21 protein-coding genes, 1 pseudogene and 1 riboswitch are annotated in these 19,536 nt (G+C 63.6%); of the genes and pseudogenes, 12 read left to right on the top strand and 10 right to left on the bottom strand.

The genetic code is table 11. The features are described 5' to 3' along the window. Nucleotides 1-115: 115 nt before the first annotated feature. Nucleotides 116-317: riboswitch (cobalamin riboswitch) on the top strand. Between the two features lie 179 nt (nt 318-496). The 8 genes from ACSQ3E_RS25470 (at nt 497) to ACSQ3E_RS25435 (ending at nt 7,318) form a co-directional block, all read left to right on the top strand. Next, nucleotides 497-2,359 carry a TonB-dependent receptor domain-containing protein gene (locus ACSQ3E_RS25470; RefSeq protein ID WP_436124793.1) on the top strand — a complete coding sequence of 621 codons (1,863 nt, stop codon included), beginning with the start codon at nt 497-499 and terminating at the stop codon, nt 2,357-2,359. A gap of 11 nt (nt 2,360-2,370) precedes the next feature. Then, a complete protein-coding gene (locus ACSQ3E_RS25465; protein WP_436124792.1) occupies nt 2,371-3,246 on the top strand; it encodes an ABC transporter substrate-binding protein in 876 nt (291 codons plus the stop codon). Further along, nucleotides 3,243-4,244 carry a FecCD family ABC transporter permease gene (locus tag ACSQ3E_RS25460; RefSeq protein ID WP_436124791.1) on the top strand — a complete coding sequence of 334 codons (1,002 nt, stop codon included), beginning with the start codon at nt 3,243-3,245 and terminating at the stop codon, nt 4,242-4,244. Before ACSQ3E_RS25465 ends, ACSQ3E_RS25460 begins: the two co-directional genes overlap by 4 nt. Next, on the top strand, nt 4,241-5,035 hold the full coding sequence (locus tag ACSQ3E_RS25455) for an ABC transporter ATP-binding protein (protein WP_436124865.1): 795 nt from the start codon (nt 4,241-4,243) through the stop codon (nt 5,033-5,035). The genes ACSQ3E_RS25460 and ACSQ3E_RS25455 overlap by 4 nt, the downstream gene beginning before the upstream one ends. After that, nucleotides 5,032-6,069 (top strand): DUF6925 family protein, encoded by a 1,038-nt coding sequence (locus ACSQ3E_RS25450; protein ID WP_436124790.1) that lies wholly within the window; start codon nt 5,032-5,034, stop codon nt 6,067-6,069. The genes ACSQ3E_RS25455 and ACSQ3E_RS25450 overlap by 4 nt, the downstream gene beginning before the upstream one ends. Nucleotides 6,070-6,240: 171 nt before the next feature. Continuing rightward, entirely contained in the window at nt 6,241-6,609 is a 369-nt protein-coding gene (locus ACSQ3E_RS25445; protein ID WP_436124789.1) for a hypothetical protein, read from the top strand. Beyond that, nucleotides 6,606-6,950 carry a hypothetical protein gene (locus ACSQ3E_RS25440; RefSeq protein WP_436124788.1) on the top strand — a complete coding sequence of 115 codons (345 nt, stop codon included), beginning with the start codon at nt 6,606-6,608 and terminating at the stop codon, nt 6,948-6,950. The genes ACSQ3E_RS25445 and ACSQ3E_RS25440 overlap by 4 nt, the downstream gene beginning before the upstream one ends. A gap of 56 nt (nt 6,951-7,006) precedes the next feature. Further along, nucleotides 7,007-7,318 carry a hypothetical protein gene (locus ACSQ3E_RS25435; RefSeq protein WP_436124787.1) on the top strand — a complete coding sequence of 104 codons (312 nt, stop codon included), beginning with the start codon at nt 7,007-7,009 and terminating at the stop codon, nt 7,316-7,318. Between the two features lie 35 nt (nt 7,319-7,353). Here the strand turns inward: ACSQ3E_RS25435 and ACSQ3E_RS25430 are convergent, their stop codons facing one another. Beyond that, the gene (locus ACSQ3E_RS25430; RefSeq protein ID WP_436124786.1) at nt 7,354-8,196 is read right to left on the bottom strand and encodes a LysR family transcriptional regulator; all 843 of its coding nucleotides are present in this window, start codon (nt 8,194-8,196) and stop codon (nt 7,354-7,356) included. A gap of 184 nt (nt 8,197-8,380) precedes the next feature. Here ACSQ3E_RS25430 and ACSQ3E_RS25425 point away from each other — a divergent pair, with 184 nt between their 5' ends. Together ACSQ3E_RS25425 and ACSQ3E_RS25420 are read left to right on the top strand one after the other, a co-directional pair. Next, the gene (locus ACSQ3E_RS25425; protein ID WP_436124785.1) at nt 8,381-8,983 is read left to right on the top strand and encodes a 5-formyltetrahydrofolate cyclo-ligase; all 603 of its coding nucleotides are present in this window, start codon (nt 8,381-8,383) and stop codon (nt 8,981-8,983) included. Nucleotides 8,984-9,113: 130 nt separating this feature from the next. Continuing rightward, complete coding sequence (locus ACSQ3E_RS25420) at nt 9,114-9,521, top strand: group II truncated hemoglobin (protein ID WP_436124784.1); 408 nt, start codon at nt 9,114-9,116, stop codon at nt 9,519-9,521. A gap of 55 nt (nt 9,522-9,576) precedes the next feature. Here the strand turns inward: ACSQ3E_RS25420 and ftsZ are convergent, their stop codons facing one another. Together ftsZ and ACSQ3E_RS25410 are read right to left on the bottom strand one after the other, a co-directional pair. After that, nucleotides 9,577-10,611: a cell division protein FtsZ gene (gene ftsZ / locus ACSQ3E_RS25415; RefSeq protein WP_310323766.1), complete on the bottom strand. Its 1,035-nt coding sequence runs from the start codon at nt 10,609-10,611 to the stop codon at nt 9,577-9,579. Between the two features lie 201 nt (nt 10,612-10,812). Further along, on the bottom strand, nt 10,813-11,502 hold the full coding sequence (locus tag ACSQ3E_RS25410; RefSeq protein WP_310323763.1) for an alpha/beta hydrolase: 690 nt from the start codon (nt 11,500-11,502) through the stop codon (nt 10,813-10,815). A gap of 346 nt (nt 11,503-11,848) precedes the next feature. Between ACSQ3E_RS25410 and ACSQ3E_RS25405 the strand changes: the two genes are divergently transcribed. Next, a complete protein-coding gene (locus ACSQ3E_RS25405) occupies nt 11,849-13,237 on the top strand; it encodes a PLP-dependent aminotransferase family protein (protein WP_436124783.1) in 1,389 nt (462 codons plus the stop codon). Between the two features lies 1 nt (nt 13,238). Here ACSQ3E_RS25405 and ACSQ3E_RS25400 read toward each other — a convergent pair whose 3' ends face one another. Genes ACSQ3E_RS25400 through ACSQ3E_RS25385 form a run of 4 tightly spaced genes read right to left on the bottom strand, consistent with a single transcriptional unit; the run spans nt 13,239 to nt 16,764 of the window. Further along, nucleotides 13,239-14,162 (bottom strand): hypothetical protein, encoded by a 924-nt coding sequence (locus ACSQ3E_RS25400; RefSeq protein ID WP_436124782.1) that lies wholly within the window; start codon nt 14,160-14,162, stop codon nt 13,239-13,241. Between the two features lie 16 nt (nt 14,163-14,178). Continuing rightward, nucleotides 14,179-14,322, bottom strand: a complete 144-nt coding sequence (locus tag ACSQ3E_RS25395; protein ID WP_436124781.1) for a DUF2474 domain-containing protein — start codon at nt 14,320-14,322, stop codon at nt 14,179-14,181. Beyond that, complete coding sequence (gene cydB, locus ACSQ3E_RS25390) at nt 14,322-15,329, bottom strand: cytochrome d ubiquinol oxidase subunit II (protein WP_436124780.1); 1,008 nt, start codon at nt 15,327-15,329, stop codon at nt 14,322-14,324. Before cydB ends, ACSQ3E_RS25395 begins: the two co-directional genes overlap by 1 nt. A 4-nt stretch (nt 15,330-15,333) precedes the next feature. Then, nucleotides 15,334-16,764, bottom strand: coding sequence for a cytochrome ubiquinol oxidase subunit I (locus ACSQ3E_RS25385; RefSeq protein ID WP_436124779.1), 1,431 nt, complete (start codon nt 16,762-16,764; stop codon nt 15,334-15,336). Nucleotides 16,765-17,112: 348 nt separating this feature from the next. Here ACSQ3E_RS25385 and ACSQ3E_RS25380 point away from each other — a divergent pair, with 348 nt between their 5' ends. Next, nucleotides 17,113-17,559: a DUF983 domain-containing protein gene (locus ACSQ3E_RS25380; RefSeq protein ID WP_310323746.1), complete on the top strand. Its 447-nt coding sequence runs from the start codon at nt 17,113-17,115 to the stop codon at nt 17,557-17,559. A 126-nt stretch (nt 17,560-17,685) separates the two neighbouring features. Here the strand turns inward: ACSQ3E_RS25380 and ACSQ3E_RS25375 are convergent, their stop codons facing one another. From ACSQ3E_RS25375 to ACSQ3E_RS25365, 3 genes and pseudogenes are all read right to left on the bottom strand, one after another. After that, nucleotides 17,686-17,922 carry a DUF1344 domain-containing protein gene (locus ACSQ3E_RS25375; protein WP_436124778.1) on the bottom strand — a complete coding sequence of 79 codons (237 nt, stop codon included), beginning with the start codon at nt 17,920-17,922 and terminating at the stop codon, nt 17,686-17,688. A gap of 466 nt (nt 17,923-18,388) precedes the next feature. After that, nucleotides 18,389-19,282, bottom strand: coding sequence for an alpha/beta fold hydrolase (locus tag ACSQ3E_RS25370; protein WP_436124777.1), 894 nt, complete (start codon nt 19,280-19,282; stop codon nt 18,389-18,391). Between the two features lie 31 nt (nt 19,283-19,313). Then, nucleotides 19,314-19,502 (bottom strand): annotated as a pseudogene (locus tag ACSQ3E_RS25365) (DUF1127 domain-containing protein); the annotation flags it as partial. Between the last annotated feature and the right edge of the window lie 34 nt (nt 19,503-19,536).

Raw genomic sequence — 19,536 nt, 5'->3', positions numbered from 1 at the left:
TAGGTCATCTTCCGCCATTCTGACGGCAATCTGCAGAAGTCCTATCTAATTGAAAATAAATATATTTTACGACCTATCGCATGATCGCGATTGACAAGCATCGGCATCCCTGAGTAGCGTCCACCTCGGAATCGGTTCCGCCGAGAGGCGGATGAAAAGGGAACACGGTGAGGCCGAAGGCCAAATCCGCGACTGCCCCCGCAACTGTAACCGTTGAGCCTCTTCCATCATGCCACTGAACGCATTCGCGCGTTCGGGAAGGCGGAAAAAGGCTGTGACACGGAAGTCAGGAGACCTGCCCGTTCCAGTCACCCATGCTTGTCCACGGGGTGTGGTCAGGCGCGGTCGCTCGTGGCGGTGACATCGAAAGTGTTGCCGCATGCGGAAGGCCGTCGGGTCAATCTTGTCCCAAAGTCTGCCTGCCGACCTGTCTTGCCTGCGGTTTGGAAACCGGGTGCGATCCTTGTCGCGCCCACCAAACCATTTGGGGGCAGAAATGCAGAAACTGACTTTAGCCGCGAGCGCCATGGCGCTGGCAATTCCAACATCCTCCCACGCGCAGCAGCTGCCCGCGACCGGGGACGTGACCGTGCTGCCGCGCCTCGTCGTCACCACGCCGTTGCGCCGCGAGACTGCGCTTGTGCGATCGACATCGTCGGTTACCGTCATCGACGAGCGGGAACTCGCCAAGTCGTCGGCGCCCGACCTGCCGTCGCTGCTCAAGCGCTACGCCGGCGTTTCGATCATCGGCTATGGCGGCCAGGGGTCGGCCTCGAACGTGTATCTGCGCGGAATGTCGGCCGGGCAGACGCTGGTGCTCGTCAACGGCATCCGAACGGCTTCCGCTACCAGCGGCACGAGCTCGATCTTCAATATCCCGCTGTCAACGATCGAGCGCATCGAGATCGCCAAGGGGCCGCACTCGGCCCAATACGGCGCCGATGCAATCGGCGGCGTCATCAACATCATCACCAAACAGGGCGGCCAATGCGCCGACGGCCGCGATGCCTGCGGCAGCGTCACGACTGGCGTCACGTATCCCTGGGGCGGATCTGTGTCAGGCGATCTGCGCGGCCGCACTGCTGATGGTATCGACTACTCCGTCGGCGGCAGTATCCTTGGCACGCGCGGCTACGACTTCACCACACCGCTGGCTTGGGGACATGAACCCGATGACGACGGGTTCCTCCAGGGCTCGCTCAACTTCGCTGCCGCCAAGGAATATGGCTGGGGCAGGCTCTATGCCGACGGCCTGTTCTCGCGCGGCCGCAGCCAGTACGACGCCTCTGCCCCCTCCGCCAATGAAGTCGACACCGACACCTTCGCCGGCAAGATCGGTGCGCGGCTGAAGCATTCCGACAGCTGGAACTCGACCGTCGAGCTTTCCAGCAGCCTCGACTATTCGACCAATTTCCGCGACGGCGTCGTCGGCAGCAACGAGTTCGACACCAAACGCTACGGCATCTTCGCTTCGACGGAAAAGTCCTTCGAAACACGTGAAGCAAGGCATGTCCTGATCGGCGGTGCCGAGGCTTATCGCGAACAGGTGGATTCGACTGTCAACTTCGGCGTCAATTCGCGCGATCTTGCAGCGGTGTTCGGCCAGTATTCGCTCGAATATGGCGCGCTGACGATCGACAGCGGCCTGCGCTACGACCACAACGAACAGTTTGGAGGCGCCACCACCTACAACATCGGTGCCAGCTACGAGATCGTTCCCGAGCTAGTGGCGCGCGCCTCGTACGGCACCGGATTCCGCGCGCCGACCTTCAACGATCTCTATTACCCCAACTACTCCAACCCGAACCTGAAGCCGGAAAAGTCGCGGTCCTATGAGATCGGCATCAACTGGCGGCCGAGCGACGGGACCGTTCTCGACGTCGCCTTCTACCAGACCTGGCTGACCGACGCGATCGCCTCCAACCCGCCGACCTACCTGCCGTTCAATGTCGCACGCGCCAAGGTGACTGGTGTCGAGGCCAGCCTGTCGCACGAGTTCAACGACCGCTGGAGCGGCAAGGTTTCGATCGACTACCGCTCGCCGAAGAACCAGGACAATGGCCGCTACATCCCCTATCGCGACCGCTTCAAGGCTGCGGCCGAGGTGAGCTTTACTGCCACAGACAGCCTCGACCTTACCGCCAAGCTGCTCTACGGCGCGGCGCGCTACGCAAATGCTGCCAACACCGTCAAGCTGCCGGAATATGTGACGGTGGATTTCGCCGCCAACTACACTTTCGACGAGCGGTCGAGCCTGAAGTTTTCGGTCGAGAACCTGTTCGACGAACACTATTCGACTGTCACCAACTATCGCGCGCCGGGCCGAAGCTTCAATCTGAGTTTCACGCGTGTGTTCTGATGAGAGGTAACATGCCCACCAATCGTCTCGGCCGCGCTCGTTTTCGAGCGTGGCTGCCCGCCCTCGCAGGTCTGGCGGCAGTGTCCGGTGCATCCGTGCCGGCGGCCGCCGAACCGCCGGAGCGCGTGGTGTCGATGAATGTCTGCACCGATCAGCTGGCGATACTTGTTGCCGGCGAGGGGCAGTTGCATTCGGTCTCCTATCTCGCAAGTGATCCCAACACATCGGTGCTGGCCGACCGGGCCAAGGGCCTTGCGGTCAATCATGGGCTCGCCGAGGAGGTGTTCCTGATGCAGCCGGATCTGGTGCTCGCCGGCACCTACACGACGCGGACGACGGTGGCGCTGCTGAGGCGCCTGGGCATCAGGGTCGAGGAATTCGCGCCCGACAGCTCCATCGCCGACATCAGGACCAACATCCTGCGCATGGGGGAGGTGCTGGAGCGGCGCGAGCGGGCGGCCGAGCTTGTCGCCGCGCTTGATCGTGGCGTCGCCGAATTGGGTGAGGGAGGCGCCTCGCACAAGACGGTCGCAACCTACTATGCCAACAGCTACACATCAGGTGCCGGAACGCTCGTCGACGAGATCGTCAAGCTGTCAGGGCTGGTCAATGTCGCCGACAAGCTGGGCCTCAGCGGCACGGCGCGGTTGCCGCTGGAGATGCTGGTGCTGAGCAAACCGGATCTCGTCACCGGTGGCAGCGAAGACTATGGCGCTCCGGCACTGGCCCAGGAAAACTTCGTCCACCCGGCATATCGGGCGGTTGCCGAGCAGGGCAGGGCTGTGGCGGTGCCATCGCGCTACACCATCTGCGGCGCGCCCTTCACGCTCGAAGCCGCCCGCCTGCTGCGTGATGCCGCCGGGCAGGCCACGGGAGGCGCCAGATGAGCGACATCTCCCGCTACAGGCTGGTGCTGGCCGTTCTTGCCATCCTGGCCACTGTTTTGTTCCTGCTTTCGCTCACCGTCGGTCCGGCAGGCCTTGGCTTCGCCGACAGCATCTCTGCATTGTTTTCCGACAAGGCCGGCGCCATCGAACTGATCATGCGCGAGATCCGCCTGCCGCGCGCGCTGCTCGGCCTGATGGTTGGTGCTACGCTCGGGCTTTCCGGGGCAGCACTGCAAGGCTATCTGCGCAACCCGCTGGCCGAGCCGGGCCTGATCGGCGTCAGCGCATCGGCTTCGCTGGGCGCGGTGATCGCCATCTATTCCGGCCTGACCATTGTCCTCCCGCTTGCCTTGCCGCTGTCGGCATTGGCTGCAGCTGTGCTCGCCGTGGTCGTCGTGCAGTCACTCGCCGGCCTGCGCGGCAGCACCTTGACCATCATCCTTGCAGGTGTCGCCATGTCGAGCTTTGCAGGTGCTATGACCTCGCTGGCGCTCAACCTGTCGCCCAACCCGTTCGCAGCACTCGAGATCATGTTCTGGATGCTCGGCTCGCTGACCGACAGGTCGATGACCCATGTCTGGCTCGCCTTGCCGTTCATGCTCGTCGGCTGGGCGATGCTTGCGGCGCTGGGGCGGGCGCTCGATTCGTTGACACTTGGCAACGAGACCGCGGCGAGCATGGGCATCGACATGCGCCGCGTGCAGTTGCTGGCTGTGTTCGGCACCGCAGCTTCCGTCGGTGCTGCAACGGCGGTGTCGGGCGCCATAGGTTTCGTCGGCCTCGTCGTGCCGCACATGCTGAGGCCTCTTGTCGGCTCGCGCCCGTCGCGGCTGTTGCCGGCGAGTGCACTGGGCGGTGCCTGCATGCTGCTCGCAGCCGACATTTTGGTCCGGATCATCGCGCCCGGTCGCGACCTCAAGCTCGGCGTTCTGACTGCAATCGTCGGCGCGCCGTTCTTCCTGTGGCTTGTCTATCGCACGAGAAGGAATCTCGCCTGATGCTGCTCGATGTTCAAGATCTCACTGCGTCGCTCGGCAACCGGCCGGTGCTCAAGGGCGTGTCCTTTTCGATCATGGCGGGCGAGTTCGTCGGCCTGATCGGTCCCAACGGTGCCGGCAAGTCCACTCTGCTGCGGGCTTTGCTCGGACTCACACCTGCCGAGGGCGCGGTTGCACTGGGGCCGCTCGACGCCGCTCATGTCACCACCAAGGAGCGCGCCCGGCACATGGCCTATGTCGCGCAGGAGCGCGAGATCGCCTGGGCGGTGCCGGTCGAGATGCTGGTCGGGCTTGGCCGCTCGCCCTATCGGCCAAGCTTCGCATCGCTCGGCCTTGCCGACCGCAATGCCATCGACACCGCGATGCGCAAAATGGAAGTCGATGGCTTCCGGGATCGTGCCGCAACCGAGCTCTCGGGTGGCGAAAAGGCGCGCGTTCTCATTGCTCGGGCGCTGGCGCAGGAGACGCCGCTGCTGCTCGCCGACGAGCCGACGGCGGGCCTCGACCCCTTGCACCAGATCACGCTGATGCGCCTGTTTGCCGATCTGGCGGCTGGCGGTCGAAGCGTCGTGGCTTCGCTGCACGATCTCGGGCTCGCCGCCCGCTGGTGCACCAGGCTGCTGCTCATCGACGCCGGCAGGATCGTCGCCGACGGCACGCCGGCGGAAGTGCTGACCGCCCGAACCCTGCGCGACGTCTATGGCGTCGAGGCCTTCTTCGGCGAGACAGCGGGCGGGCTGGTTGTCCAACCGCTCGATCTCGTTGCGGCCGACACCGGAGCACGACCATGACTTACCTCGAGCAATTGTTGCGCCACCACCTGACCGACTGGCGCAGTGGATGGAGCATGGGCACGTTCGGCGCCATCGCCGAGTTCCATCAGGATGACGGCGAGATCGCTGTGATCGACGATACCCATCTTCTGACCCGGGCCACCCGGCGCGGCGGCATTCGCGTCGATCGCGGCGTGCTGGGCGAACTGGTGCCCGTCGCCTACGAGACGCTGAGCCCCAAGCGGCATCGCTGGAGCCAGGCGGTTGCCTTGTGCCTCCCCGAAGCCAAGGCGCGGCGCAGCGGCAGGAACGTTCTGAGCGAGCTCGGTCCCGACGATCACGCGATCCGGGGCATCGACCGCACCGGCATCCTGTTCGACATGGGCCTGTCCTTGCCGCAATGCGACTTCTGCATCCGCACCAGCGAGCCGAAACTGCTGGCCGCCTTGCGTGCCAATCTCGGCCGCTCGTTGTTCGAGCATGGCAACAAGGCGATGCCGGCGATCCTTGCTGCCCATCCGCATCGCGTCGCCTTGACCAATATTGGCCGTGTCGAGGTCTACCAGAGGATCGGCGGACCGGACACGGGCGGGGTCTCGCCGGAAGGGCCGCATACGCATCTGCTGCCGAAGCTTCTGAAGGGCGGTCGCACGCATTCGGCCAACACGCCGATCCCGACGGGCCTTCTGCCTGTCGGCGGCTTGCATCCGGGCAATCCGGTCATCGATCCGCTGGGCAAGGACCGGCCGTTCGACCTGACCCTGCACAGCGAGTTCCAGGAGCTGATGAGCCGCTTCGGCACCGCCGAGGCTCTCGCCGGCAAGGCCTATCTCGACAAAGCGCTGGAGGCGGGCAGGAATCTCGATCCCGGGCAGGCGCCCGCCGGGCGCCAGGCCCGCGCGGCGTTGCGCGTCGCCCTGCGGCAGAAGGCGCGGCTTGCCGAACACATTGGTGACGAGGCGCGCATCAGAACGGTCGCTGCCTGGCAAGCAGGCTTCGAGCAGTCGGAGCCGGAGGTCGAGGACGACGACGTGCCGGGTCACGCGGCCTGAGTTTTTCGCTGCGCCCAGTGATGCCTTTCGGCGAAGGTTCCAGCCTTCGCCGAAAGGGCAAAAATTCGTGACCAAACTAAACTTGATATTTATAGTCATGTTTTATATGTTCCCGTTGTGCTCGGGACAGGACGGCCGCAACAGCCACCGTCGGCACGATAGGACCAGGTCGTGGCAATAGCTCTTTCGGCGAGGAATGTCGGGACGCATCGGATCAGCAGGCTGGGCTTGAGGGCAACCAGCGCTGCTGTCGAGCTGACGCGCGCCGAGCTTCATCAATTGGTCTGGTCGCGACCGATGACCGAGATTGCCGTGCAGCTTGGCGTCCGCGACCAGCAGATAGCGCAGGCCTGCGATCGCCATGACATCGCCCGGCCGCAGGCTGGGCATTGGCAGAAACTGCAATACGGCAAAGGCGTCGAGATCCGGCCACTCTCGACCGACTCCTACGCCGCGGAAGAGCCTGTCGTCATCGCTGGCCGCGAGCCTTTCTCACGGGTGCGCGACAACGAACCCAGGCCGGAGGCCAGCAGGTCATGATGCATTTCAATCCCTTCAAGGAGGCCGGCGAGTCGCAGGGCGCCAACATCAGTCGTTATCGCGAGACGTTCGCCGAGGTCGAAGCCTTGGACGCCCTGGTTCGCCGGGCGAGGCGACAGGCCGATCTGACCCTGAAGCGTGTCAACGCGGTGCCCCAGCCCCACAGCGTCGGCAATGCCGTCTTCGCAATTGAACTCGAACGTCACCGCGCGGATCGCGAGACGATGTTCGAGGCGATGCGCAAGCTTGACGCCGCGCGCCAGGCGCTGCGGGCAATCGCCTCCGATTTCGCCATGGATCAGGACAAGACCGCCCCGATGGACCTACGCCGCCCCGCCTGAGGCAGGCCGGGCCGCCCAGGGAAAACACATCAGCTGGAGACTATCGAGTGACAAAGATGGCCGAGATCGAGCGCCGCAGCGAAGAGGCGTCGGCGCATATCCGCGCAACGATCATGAACGAGTTCTGCGAAGTCATGCACAAGACGGGACTGTCGCCGATTGCGGTGATGCGCCTTGCCGCACAGGCGGTCGGGTCGATCTACCGCGAAGTGGCCGACGTTCACGCTTGCCCCGATGGTTGCCCCTGCGGTTGGCGCCCACATGAAGCGTCCGACATCGAGGTGCTTGGTGCTGCACTTGCTGCTGCGTGCCGGCAACAACGCCGCAGCCAAGATCTGCGCTTGATGCGGGTCATCGGCAGCGCCTGAGCGCGTTGCGGGTGCTCCTGCGTTGGCGTTGTGCCTTACCGGACCGTCTGTCTCAAGCCTGCCAACGCCTCCTGCACGTCGGCCCGCGCTTCGCTGGCTTCGGGCCAGACGGCGTAGACCGGATAGGTAAACTCCGGCGCCCCTTCGACGGTTTCCAACTCGCCCGCGGCGATCAAGGGTGCAACCACGCCCTTGCGGAAGTAGCCCATGCCGCCGGCGCGCAGGATGTAGCTCAGGCCGAGCGGGCCGAGGCCGACGACGAGGCCGGGCTCACCGAACGCCGTCGAACTGGCATCGTGCTGGGCGGCAAACAGTGGTCCCCAATCGACATAGACATAGGTGTCGGCCTCCGGCCTGCCGTTTCCGGGCAAGGTCCTGACCAGCACGAGCTGCTCTTCCTGGAGGATCTCGACCTTGAAGCCGGGCAGCAATTTCGGCGCATAGAGCACGGCAATATCGAGCACGCCGTTCCTGAGCTGATCGAGCAACTGGTCCGGCACGCCGACATGGGCGTGAACGGCGATCTCCGACCTGGTCTTCTTCATCCACACCAGCCAGTCGAGCAGTAGTGGGTTCCACAAGCTGAGCTCGCCGCCCAGCGCAACTACGCTTGTCCGCCCGGAGGGAATGGCCAGCTGGTAGCGGGCGCGTTCCCAGATCTGGACGAAGGACTGGGCGAAGCGCTCGAATTCGCGGCCGGCCGGGGTCAGTTGCGCCCCGTTGCGGTTGCGCACGAACAGCTGACGGCCCAGTTCATCCTCGAGCGTGCGGATGCGGGCACTGACGGTCGTCTGGGTAACATGGAGCCGATCGGCCGCCCTGAGGAAGCTGCCGCAATGAATGATCTCGAGAAACGTGCGGGCGCGGTCGATGTCCATCGGCTCATTAGTGCAAAATAATTGCATCAATGCAGCATTTAATTCCGTTTGCCTTACAGATTAATGGGGCGCACCTTTTCTCTGCCGACGATCTGTTTCGCCGCCAAAACGGGACACGAAGATGATGTCTGACGAAAAAGGCGCTCCTCCCGAAATTCGTGAATACGCTTCGCCACCTTGCTTCATGCATGAGCTTGAGCCGGGCTACCGGGCCGAAACTGCCAGCCTTGATGCATGGGCCGATGTCGCGCGATGGCGCAAGGCGGAGCGGGCGCGCCTGATCGACGAGCGGTTGCTTGCCGATCCCGAGAAGCGCAAGGCTCGATCCGAGCGTATCGCCGCCGAACTCGACCTGGCAATCGGCAAGGTCAGCGGCCGGATCGTCAGTGTCTATTGGCCTTTCCGCGGCGAGCCGGATCTTCGCAACTGGGCTGTGCGTGTGATCGGACGCGGCGGCCGGATCGCCTTGCCTGTCGTCATCAAGAAGGCCTGGCCACTTGAATTCCGCGCCTGGTCACCGGGCGATCCGCTGGAGCGGGGCGTCTGGAACATTCTGGTCCCTGCCAACGGGCCGGCGATCCTGCCCGACATCGTCATCGCGCCCGTCGTCGGCTTCGACGATACAAACTACCGGTTGGGTTATGGTGGCGGCTTTTTCGACCGCACACTCGCCGCCATGCCCAAGCGCCCACTCGTTATCGGCGTCGGCTATGCAGGCAGCCGGATCGCCACGATCTACCCGCAGCCGCACGACATCCCGATGGACATCATCGTCACCGACGAATGAGTGATGGCTAATAGGTCGCAGCATGCCGGCCTTGTCGTGAGAGGCTCCGCTGCTAGGCTTTGACCATGCGATGCCGGATGTCCGGACAGTCAGTGCGACACGCATCGCAACTGGGAGGAGGTCGCCTGTCGTGAATGAAGCTGTGCAGCCAAAGGGGCGTTCGCTCTATCTCGAGCTTGGAGGCGAAGAAGCCGTCCGCCGGCTGGTCGAAATCTTCTATGACATCGTCGAGCAGGACGAGGCTGCCGCCGAGCTGCACCTGTTGCACCGCCGGGGGCATGGCGTCGCCCATTCGCGCGAGGAACAGTTCAATTATCTCTCAGGCTTCTTCGGCGGCCCGAGCTACTATGTGCAGAAGCATGGGCATTCGCGGCTGAAGGAAATCCACGAGCACGTTGCGATCGGCCCGGAACTGCGCGATCTCTGGCTGAGATGCATGCGCCAGGCGGTGGAGAAGGCCGGCCTGCCAGAGCACCTGCAGGCATTGGTGATGCGCCACTTTACCTTTGCCGCCGAGATGACGAGAAACAGGGATTGAGCAAGCCCAGCTGGTCACCCAGCCGCAATAGCGGCTGGGTCCCGGCGCTTCGGCCTCAGTGGTAGGGCTGCATCGAGCCCGGCGCGGGTTCGCCGCGCATGTTGACGACCGGCTCGCCTTGCGAGGTCGGCGCCGCAAGTCCAGTGGCCACAACGGACACCTTGAACTGGCCCTGGAGCGAGTTGTCGAAGATCGCGCCGACGATGATGTCGGCTTCGTCGCCGACCTCCTCGCGGATACGGGTGGCGGCTTCATCGACCTCGAACAGCGTCATGTCCATGCCGCCGGAGATCGAGATCAGCACGCCCCTGGCGCCCTTGATCGAATTTTCGTCGATGAGCGGATTGGCGATCGAGGCTTCGGCCGCCTTGCTGGCGCGGTTTTCGCCGCTGCCGACGCCGGTGCCCATCATGGCGCGGCCCATGTCGCGCATCACCGTCTTCACGTCGGCGAAGTCGAGATTGATCAGGCCCTCCTTGACGATCAGGTTGGTGATGCAGCTGACGCCGGAATAAAGCACCTTGTCGGCGATGCCGAACGCATCCTCGAAGGTCGTCTTGGCGTTGGCGATGCGAAACAGGTTCTGGTTCGGAATGACGATGACCGTGTCGGCAGCCTGACGCAAAAGCTCGATGCCTTGTTCGGCCATCTGCATGCGCCGCTTGCCCTCGAAGGTGAAGGGCTTGGTAACGATGGCGACGGTCAGGATGCCTGCCGCCCGCGCTGCCCGTGCGATGACTGGCGCAGCGCCCGTTCCGGTGCCGCCGCCCATGCCAGCCGTCACGAAGCACATATGCGTGCCGGAAAGCTGGTCCATGATTTCGTGGATCGATTCTTCGGCCGCCGCCTGGCCGACCTCAGGCAGGGAACCGGCACCGAGGCCTTCGGTTACCACAGCGCCGAGCTGAACCAGCTTCGTGGCCTTCGACATGGTCAGCGCCTGGGCGTCGGTGTTGGCAACGATGAACTCAGTGCCCTCGAGACCTTCGGCAATCATGTTGTTGACGGCGTTGCCGCCGCCGCCGCCGACACCGATAACGGTGAGCTTCGGCCTCATTTCCGAGATCTCAGGTTTCTTGGAAGTGTTCATGGTTCCGTTTCCTGCGCAGCGCCCCTGCCCGAATCGGACCGGCTCAGGGAATCAGATTGATCGGGAAGCTGCAAGGAATAGCCTGTCGATTGCGGTTTTAAACCGGCAGATCCAGCCTTTTGCACGTGTAAGTGACGGGGTGGGCGTTCGATCTGACGCCCGGCCGCTGCTGGCGCGACCGGGCGAAAGCGGCTGTCTTGGTCAGAACGATTTTGCCGCCTCTTCGATCAGCGCCACAATCTCATTGGGGTGCGACGCCAGTGAGGCGTGGCTGGCATCGAGCGTGATGGTCTTGCGCGTCTTGATGCGGTCGGCCATCCACTGCTCGGTCTCGGGCGGGATCATGTTGTCGCGGCTCGAGACCTGATACCAGCTCGGCTTGGTGTGCCAGGCTGCCGGGCCGGCTTTGTCCTCGAAACAACGCGCAGCGATCGGCTTTTGCGTCACCGCCATCACCAGTGCTTCGGTTTCATCCAGATCCTGGCTGAAGCTCTGGCGGAACGTATCCTGCGCGAGCCAGAGGAAGCCTTCCTTGTCGGGGCGGATGCTGGCGGCGCCGGAAGGCGGTTCACGACGGGCAAAGATGCTGCCGAGGCTGTCGCCTTCGTCGGGCGCGAAGGCCGCGATGTAGACAAGTCCGACGACATTCGCGGCATGGCCGGCGCCTGATATGACCGCGCCGCCATAGGAGTGGCCGACGAGCAGAGTGGGACCATCCTGTGCCGCGGCAAGTTTCGACGTCCGGTCGATGTCGTCGGCAAGCGAAGTCAGCGGGTTTTGCACCGCAGCTACCTTGTAGCCCTTGGCATGGAGCGGTGGAATGACATGTCGCCAATGCGAGGCATCGCCCCAGGCGCCGTGGACAAGAACGATATTCTTTACCGATGGCATAACCAGTCTCCTTCTGTTGAATTCGAGCCGTTTGCGCGCGGTGCAGGTCGCTTTGAAGAAATGGCCGGGCGGTCTCCACCGGTCGCAAGGTCCGGCGGATTGCGGCTTCAGGGTCTGCAGCAACGGGCAGTCTGCTGTTGCCTTGTGACGACTATGCGACGGGCAGCTTATTCCCGCGCGATCCCGGCGTCGATTCACTGTTGGGTCCGGCACGGCAAACAAAACCGTGATGCGGCTTGCCGCACGTGCTGCTCGCGCGACCCAGGGGGCAGTACTTCACAGGCATTGATGGTGGCATGAGCATACATTATGCCTATATATGGAAAACGGTGATGGAACCTGCGTCATGACAGTCAACATCTGGTCTCCCTCGATCTCGAAGGCCGACGGGCCGCTGTATCTGGCGATTGCCGATGCCCTGTCGGTCGACATTGCGTCGGGCCGGCTGCCGGGTGGCTTTCGGCTGCCGCCGCAGCGGACGCTTGCCGACCAGCTTGGCATCGACTTCACCACTGTGAGCCGTGCCTATGCCGAGGCGCGCAAGCGCGGGCTGGTCGAAGGCCGCGTCGGGCAGGGCACCTATGTCAGGATCCGTCGTCCGGCCGGTTCGTCGACCACGGTGACCGGCGTCGTCGACATGAGCATGAACCTGCCGCCACGCTTCGACGATCCGGAACTGGCCGCGAGGATGTGGGACGGCATCGCCGAACTACAGGCCGGCGACGGTCTCGGCCTGTTGATGCGCTACCAGGAAGCAGGAGGCACGTTGCGCGACCGCACTGCTGGAGCCATGTGGCTGGCACCCCGGCTTGGCGATATCGGCCCCGGCCGGCTGATGGTCTGTCCCGGTGCGCAAGGAGCGTTGCTGGCGCTGCTGGGAGCGTTGGCTGCGCCCGGTGAGACGATCTGCGCCGAGGCGCTGACCTATCCCGGCCTGCTTGCCGTTACCGAGCATCTGCGTATCGGCGTCACTGGCGTCGCGATGGATGCGGAAGGACTGATCCCCGAAGCGTTCGAGGAAGCCTGCCGCAAGCGCGCGCCGAAGCTGCTCTACTGCACGCCGACGCTGCACAACCCGACAACGACAACGCTGTCGCAGGCAAGGCGCGAGCGGATCGTGGCGATCGCGCACCAGCGCAATGTGCTGATCATCGAAGATGATGCCTATGGCGCCTTGCCGGTCAATCCGGTGGCCACCTTTGCGGCACTCGCGCCTGAAATCACTTACCACATTGCCGGCCTGGCCAAATGCGTGGCACCGGCCCTTCGCGTGGCCTATGTGGTAGTTCCGCAGGAGCGCACGGTCGCCCATCTGGCAGGTGCCATCCGCGCGACCGCCGGCATGGCCTCGCCGTTGACGGCCTCGCTTGCCACGCGCTGGATCGAGACTGGGGTTGCCCAATCCGTGCTGGCGGCAATCCGTACCGAAACCAAGCAGCGGCAAGCGATTGCCTCTCAGCTGCTGCCGCCCAACCTTGCGCAGGCAAATGCCGAAGGTTTCCACGTCTGGCTGAAGCTTCCCGAGGATTGGAACCGGAGCGACTTTGCCGCACGCCTGCGTTCGGTCGGCATTGGCGTCGTCACCAGCGACGCGTTCTCGGTTTCCGGCCCTGCTCCAGAGGCGGTGCGCCTCGGTCTGGGTGCCGCGTCCAATCAGGCTTCGCTTGCCGCGAGCCTCGAGACGGTCGCCGACCTGCTTGTCCAGCAGTCGTCGATGTCGTCGATGGTTGTGTAGCCTAGAGCGCGGAGACCGGGTTGGCCGGCATTCGGCCGGCGAAGTGCTCGATCCGGTTCATGCCAAGGATTTCATGTAGCGCGGTCTCATCGCTCACCCGGCGGAACATGCCGGGCGACATCCAGCGCGCAAAGCCGTCGACATTGGGTGCGCCGCGACCCGAGCGAACATCGTCGATCCACAGCGTGCGCGTTTCGAGTGAGATGCGGGTCAGGCCGGTCGAGTTCGGCACCCCGGCATGGGCATGAGCGCTGGAAAAGGCGATGATTTCGCCCGGTGCTATGACCACCGGCGTTGCGTCGGCGACCTCAAGCTCCTCGGTCAGGTGAGGTATCGCCGCGTCGGCATCGACAGCATTGCGCCCACCGGCCTTCGATCGCTCCAGCAGCGCGGCAAGGTCGAAGTCGGCGCTGGTGTTCGCGACCGGCCGGTCCCAGAGCGAGGGGTAGATCGCAAAGGTACGCCCCGCATCGATGTCATAGACCGGCGCCCACCAGTTGGTCTGGGCATAGAGGTTTGAGCCCCAGGTGTCGCGGTGGAAGGCGATTGTTGCGGTGGTGCGGGCACGCGGCACGACGGCACCAGGGTCCTGGTGCGGCTGGAACCTGAGATAGAGTGCGTCGCGGGCCAACCCTTGGGCATTCAGGCCGCAGGCTTCGAAGACATCGCGCCATAGCTGCCTGACCTCCGGCGACCGAGCGAAATCGCGTTGGCGCTGGGCGAAGCTCTCCGTCTGCGCGTCATGCGACAGGTGGCGATGAATCTCCACCGGCGCGAAGGGCGCGAAGGCATCTTCCAGGAATGCCTGGGTGAAGCTTACGAGCTCTCGCATCGGCGCAAGTGCCTCGAAACGAAGGACATCGCCGGCGTAAATCCGGTCATGAAGCACACGCGGGCCGAGCGCCTGGGTGACGTCGCTGTACATCAGATTGTTCCTCAGTTCACACGGTGAGGCCCGCAAAATTCATCATCAAGCGGAAGAGGTAAGCCACGGCACCGAGCCCCAGGACGCTGGCTGCCCAGATGAGGACCAGCCAGCCGATCCGCTTCGGCCACGATACCGGTGCCTGGGAGGGAGCCGCCATCAGTGGTAACCCTCGCCGGCCTTCACCTTGCCGCGGAACACGTAATAGGACCATGCGGTGTAGCCGAGGATGAACGGGATGATGAACAGCGCGCCGACCAGCGCGAAGCCCATGCTCTGCGGCGGAGAGGCGGCCTCGCGGATGGTGATGTCAGGCGGGATGATGTTCGGCCACAGGCTGATGCCGAGCCCGCTGTAGCCAAGGAACAGTACGAACAGCGCCAGGATGAACGGCCCAGCGTGCGGTGCGCCCTGCAGGCTGCGCAGGATCAGCCAGGTGGCGACGAGCACGAGGATGGGCACCGGCGAGAAGAAGACGATGTTGGGGAAGCTGAACCAGCGTTCGGCGATGTCGGGATGGGCGAACGGTGTCCACAGGCTGACGATGCCAATGACCGCCAGCAATGCAAGCGTTATCGGGCGCGCCAGTGCGACCATGCGGTCATACAGCACGTCTTCGGTCTTGATGATCAGCCAGGTGCTGCCGAGCAGCGCATAAGCGACGATCAGCCCGAATCCGGTGAACAGGCTGAAGGGCGTGATCCAGTCTAGCGCACCCCCGACATAGGCGTTGTTTTCGACCTTGAAGCCGTCGAGGAAGGCACCGAGTGACACGCCCTGGAAGAAGGTGGCGACATAGGAGCCGCCGGCAAAGGCCTTGTCCCAGAAGGCCCGGTGATGCTGGTCGGCCTTGAAGCGGAACTCGAAGGCAACCCCGCGCCAGATCAGCCCGAGCAGCATCAGCACCAGCGGCAAATAGAGCGCGCTGAGGATGACGGCATAGGCAAGCGGGAACGCTGCCATCAGGGCAGCCCCTCCGAGCACCAGCCAGGTCTCGTTGCCGTCCCAGACCGGGGCGACGGTGTTGACCATGGTGTCGCGCTGCTCGCGATCGCGAACGAAGGGGAACAGGATGCCGATGCCGAGATCGAACCCGTCCATGATGACATACATCATCAGGCCAAAAGCGATGATGACGGCCCAGACTACTGGAAGATCGATGCCCATCGGTTCAGCCTTTCCTGTCGGCGTGGGTCGGCGCGAACATGTCGATTTGTTCGTGGGCGGCGGATAGCGGACGCGCCGGCCGGCCGCTCATGTCGTCCTCGCCCGGATCGTGCTCGTCCACTTCGGGGCCCTTGCCGACCAGCTTGAGCATGTAGCTCGTGCCGATGCCGAAGACGATGAAATAGACGACGATGAAGACAATGAGGGTGGTGCTCATCGCCAGCACGGAATGGTTCGACACGGCGTCCTTGGTGCGCATAACACCGTAGACGATCCATGGCTGGCGGCCGATCTCGGTGGTGTACCAGCCGGCGAGGATGGCGATCAGGCCCGCCGGGCCCATCCATGTGGCGAAGCGCAGGAACAGCTTCTTTTCATAGAGTTGCTTGCGCCAGCGCAGCCAAAGCCCCCAGGCGCCGAGCAGCAGCATCAGCATGCCGAGCCCGACCATGACCCGGAAGCTCCAGAACACCACGGTCGAGTTCGGACGGTCCTCCTTGGCGTATTCCTTGAGGCCGGGGAACTGGCCCTCCCAGGTGTGGGTCAGGATCAGGCTGCCCAGGTTCGGGACCTTGATCGCGTAGAGCGTCTCTTCCTTCTCCATGTCGGGCCAGCCGAATAGGGTCAGCGGCACGGCTTCGCCGGGCTTGTTTTCCCAATGGCCTTCGAGTGCCGCGATCTTGGCGGGCTGGTGCTTCAGCGTGTTGAGGCCGTGCAGGTCGCCGATCAGGATCTGCACCGGCGCGGAAATCAGCACCATCCACATCGCCATCGACATCATGGTGCGGACGTGGCGGTTGTCGTTGCCGCGCAGCAGATGCCAGGCGCCCGACGCACCAACGAACAGGGCGGTCGCCAGATAGGCGGCAACCGTCATGTGCGCCAGCCGGTAGGGGAATGACGGGTTGAAGATGATCTCGAACCAGTTCACCGGGATGACGATGCCGTTGACGATTTCGAAGCCTTGCGGGGTCTGCATCCAGCTGTTGGAGGCGAGGATCCAGGTCGCCGAAATCAGCGTGCCGACCGCAACCATGATGGTCGAGAAGAAGTGCAGGCCAGGACCGACGCGATTCCAGCCGAACAGCATGACGCCGAGGAAGCCGGCCTCGAGAAAGAAGGCGGTGAGCACTTCATAGGCGAGCAACGGCCCGGTGACCGAGCCCGCGAAGGAGGAGAAATAACTCCAGTTGGTGCCGAACTGATAAGCCATGACAAGGCCGGAGACGACGCCCATGGCGAAGTTGACGGCGAAGATCTTCGACCAGAAATGATAGAGGTCGCGATAGACCGTATCGCGCTTCCACAGCCACAGGCCTTCCAGCACTGCGAGGTAACTTGCGAGACCGATGGTGATGGCGGGAAAGATGATGTGGAAGGAGATGGTAAAGCCGAACTGTATGCGGGCCAGTTCGAGTGCGGTTAGGCCGAACATCAAGGACCTCTCTTGCATGTACAATCGGCCTGCGCGCGATTGCTGGTCGAAGCGGAATACTCGTCGAGTGTCGTCAGGTATTGCTCACGCCTTGCAATAGACCCCCATCTTGATCTGCGCAGCGCGGAAAGTCGACGCACCCCGGGGGACATTTTGCCCCATGTGGCGGACGCGCACAGGTCTCGTTCGGCGTGGCTACTTTCCATACATTCGTAGATTGATCGGAATGTATGTGAATTATATGCATATTGACCCTTGCCGACAAGTGGGAAGCGCCCTATGTGTTGGGACGTAGGGGCGCGCAGTGGCGTTGCCCGCGTGTTTGCGACCCGCAAAGAGGAGACGCACATGTCTCGGTCCAGGTATTCAGCGGAGGGGTTCACCCCCACCGACAACCCGATGAAGACAGGCATCAAGGGGCTCTGCCCGCGCTGCCAGATGGGGCATCTGTTTCAGGGCTTCCTGAAGCTTGCGCCGCGCTGCGAGGTCTGCGGGCTCGACTATTCCTTTGCCGATCCCGCCGATGGCCCCGCCTTCTTCGCCATGACCATCGCGGCGGTGCCGGCACTGGCCTTCGGCGCCTGGTTCCAGACGGCCTTCGGCCTGCCGCTGTGGGTGCACCTGTTCATCACTTTGCCACTGACCGTCCTGAGCTGCATGGCGCTGTTGCGGCCGCTCAAGGGCTGGCTGGTGTGTTCGCAGTTCTTCCACAAGGCGGAAGAGGGCTCGATTGATTTCGATTGGCATGCCAAGGCCAAGGGACAGCAGAAGAACGGCCAGACGCCCGCCGCCTGAACAGGCGCGGTTATTGCACGCGGCCTAGTCCGCGCATGCCGGCAAACGGCAAAAAGCCATGGGCAGGGGCGGCCCATGGCTTTGCGGCAGCCGTCAAGCTGCTCTGTGGCGGTGCGGAGGCGTCGATCAGCGCAGGACGCTGGTAACCTTGTCTCCTTCATCGTTGAGCTGGATCGAGACCTTTTCGCCGATCTGGAAAGCTGGAAGGGCGACGTCACGCGGCACGGTGAAGCTGTGGCCGTTCTCGAGGGTGATGACGCGAGATGCCGGGCTGAACTTCATGACCACGCCGTTGTTCGACGATGCCAGGGTGGCGCCCGACATGAAGGCGAGGGATGCGGCAGCCAGGATGATCTTCTTCATTTGGTAGTTCCTTTCTTGGGAGGTGACGCCAACATCGGCGACGTCCCATTTCTAGTCGCGCCCCGTTTCGAGCTGTTTTCAGAAGCTGGCGATAAGTGTTTCGTTTGTTTCAGCCGCGGGCAGGAAGCGAAACGTTGCGATGCTTTCCGGCCGGAAAGGGCAGGCTCCGTGTGCTGCTGGAGTAGCCGCGGTGCCGTTGCAGCCACCTAGGCGCGATGGTTTGTGACCAGGCACAGGCGCGCAAGACGATTAGGCTTAGCGTGGGTTGATTGGGTGCGGTGACAGTCGTGATGGCTGCAGCCAAGCGCGAGGGGGCAATCTTGGCTCTGTCGAACCAGCTGCAACGCGACGGGATGGGGAAGTGCGGGCGAGAGCGGAAAGATCTGCTCGTATCCCGCAAGCGCGGGATAGACCCGCCGAATGGCTGGGCAAACGCGAACGCACCGACCGGCAAAGTGCCGGTCGGTCAAAACGAATGGGAGAATGCCGTCGTTGGACGCCGCGACTTGCGGGCCGTGCGCGCTCCGTCGGTAGCGCGCAAATGCGCTGCGATCATCGGGTTGACGATGTGGGGGTCGGTGAGAAGCGCCATGTGTCCGGCTTCGGGAACCATGGCAAGCCTTGCGCCTGGAATAGCCTCGGCCACCATTTCGGTGACGCGCAAGCTGGCGATCGGGCTGTCGAGTGCCATCACCACAAGCGTCGGGCAGCTGAGTTCGCGACAACGGCTCGCCGGCCAGGTCGCGGCAAGTGCAGCGGCGAGATCGCTGCCCACTTGCTCCTCGTGGCGCGTGAGCTCTTGCCGGAGGCCTTCGCTTGTCCGGCGCCAGGCTCCCGCGCCATGCCAGAAGTCGACATAGGTGCGCATGCCGGCGGTTGGGCTGACGGCACTTGCTGCTGTCGCCAGTTTCTCGGCCATGCTGGCAAGCTCGGCGAACAAGGCGAGATCGGACTGAGCCCCGTCGCGCAGCAGATGGAACAATGCGGGCTCGATCAGCGTCAGGCTTTTGGCCAGTTCCGGCCACAACAGTGCAATTTCCAATGCCACCGCCGCACCGTGCCCATGGCCGACAAGATGCATCGGCTCGGTCATCGTTCCGAGAACGACACCCACGATATCGGGGATATCGCGGGCGGTCTGCCTGTTGCCATGACAGGATAAATTCGGCGCGATCAGCCGGTGGCGTCCGCGGAGGTAGTCTGCGGTGCCTTGCCATAGCTCGCCCGTACTCGCGGAGCCATGCAGCGCGAGTACGGGCGAGGCTGGCACAGTCTTGCTGGGCACAGGCTGTCCGAGCGCCGTCTGGCATATGTGGCCCGGATCGGCCTGCCAGCTGGCGCTATTCCACATCGTGTTCATGGCCGCGCTTCCGATCGCCGGATGGATCGCTGACAAGCGACTGGATTTCGGAACGTGCCACGCCGATGTCCTTGAGCAGGTAGTCGTCAAGTTCCCCGAGATTCCACACCGCGCGGCGATGGGCGCGACGCAGCCAGAATGCCCGATGGGCAGCAGCGATCCGCGAAGCCAGCGACAAGACGTGGCCGGCAGCGGGTGATCGAATGGTCAATGCAGTCATGTCGAACTCCTTTGAGCTGTGCCGAAGTCGGCGA

The organism is Aminobacter sp. LjRoot7 (assembly GCF_964252895.1).
GTDB lineage: Bacteria > Pseudomonadota > Alphaproteobacteria > Rhizobiales > Rhizobiaceae > Aminobacter > Aminobacter aminovorans_B.
The sequence above is the reverse complement of the archived record's forward strand: the minus strand, read 5'-3'. Positions and strand labels throughout refer to the sequence as shown.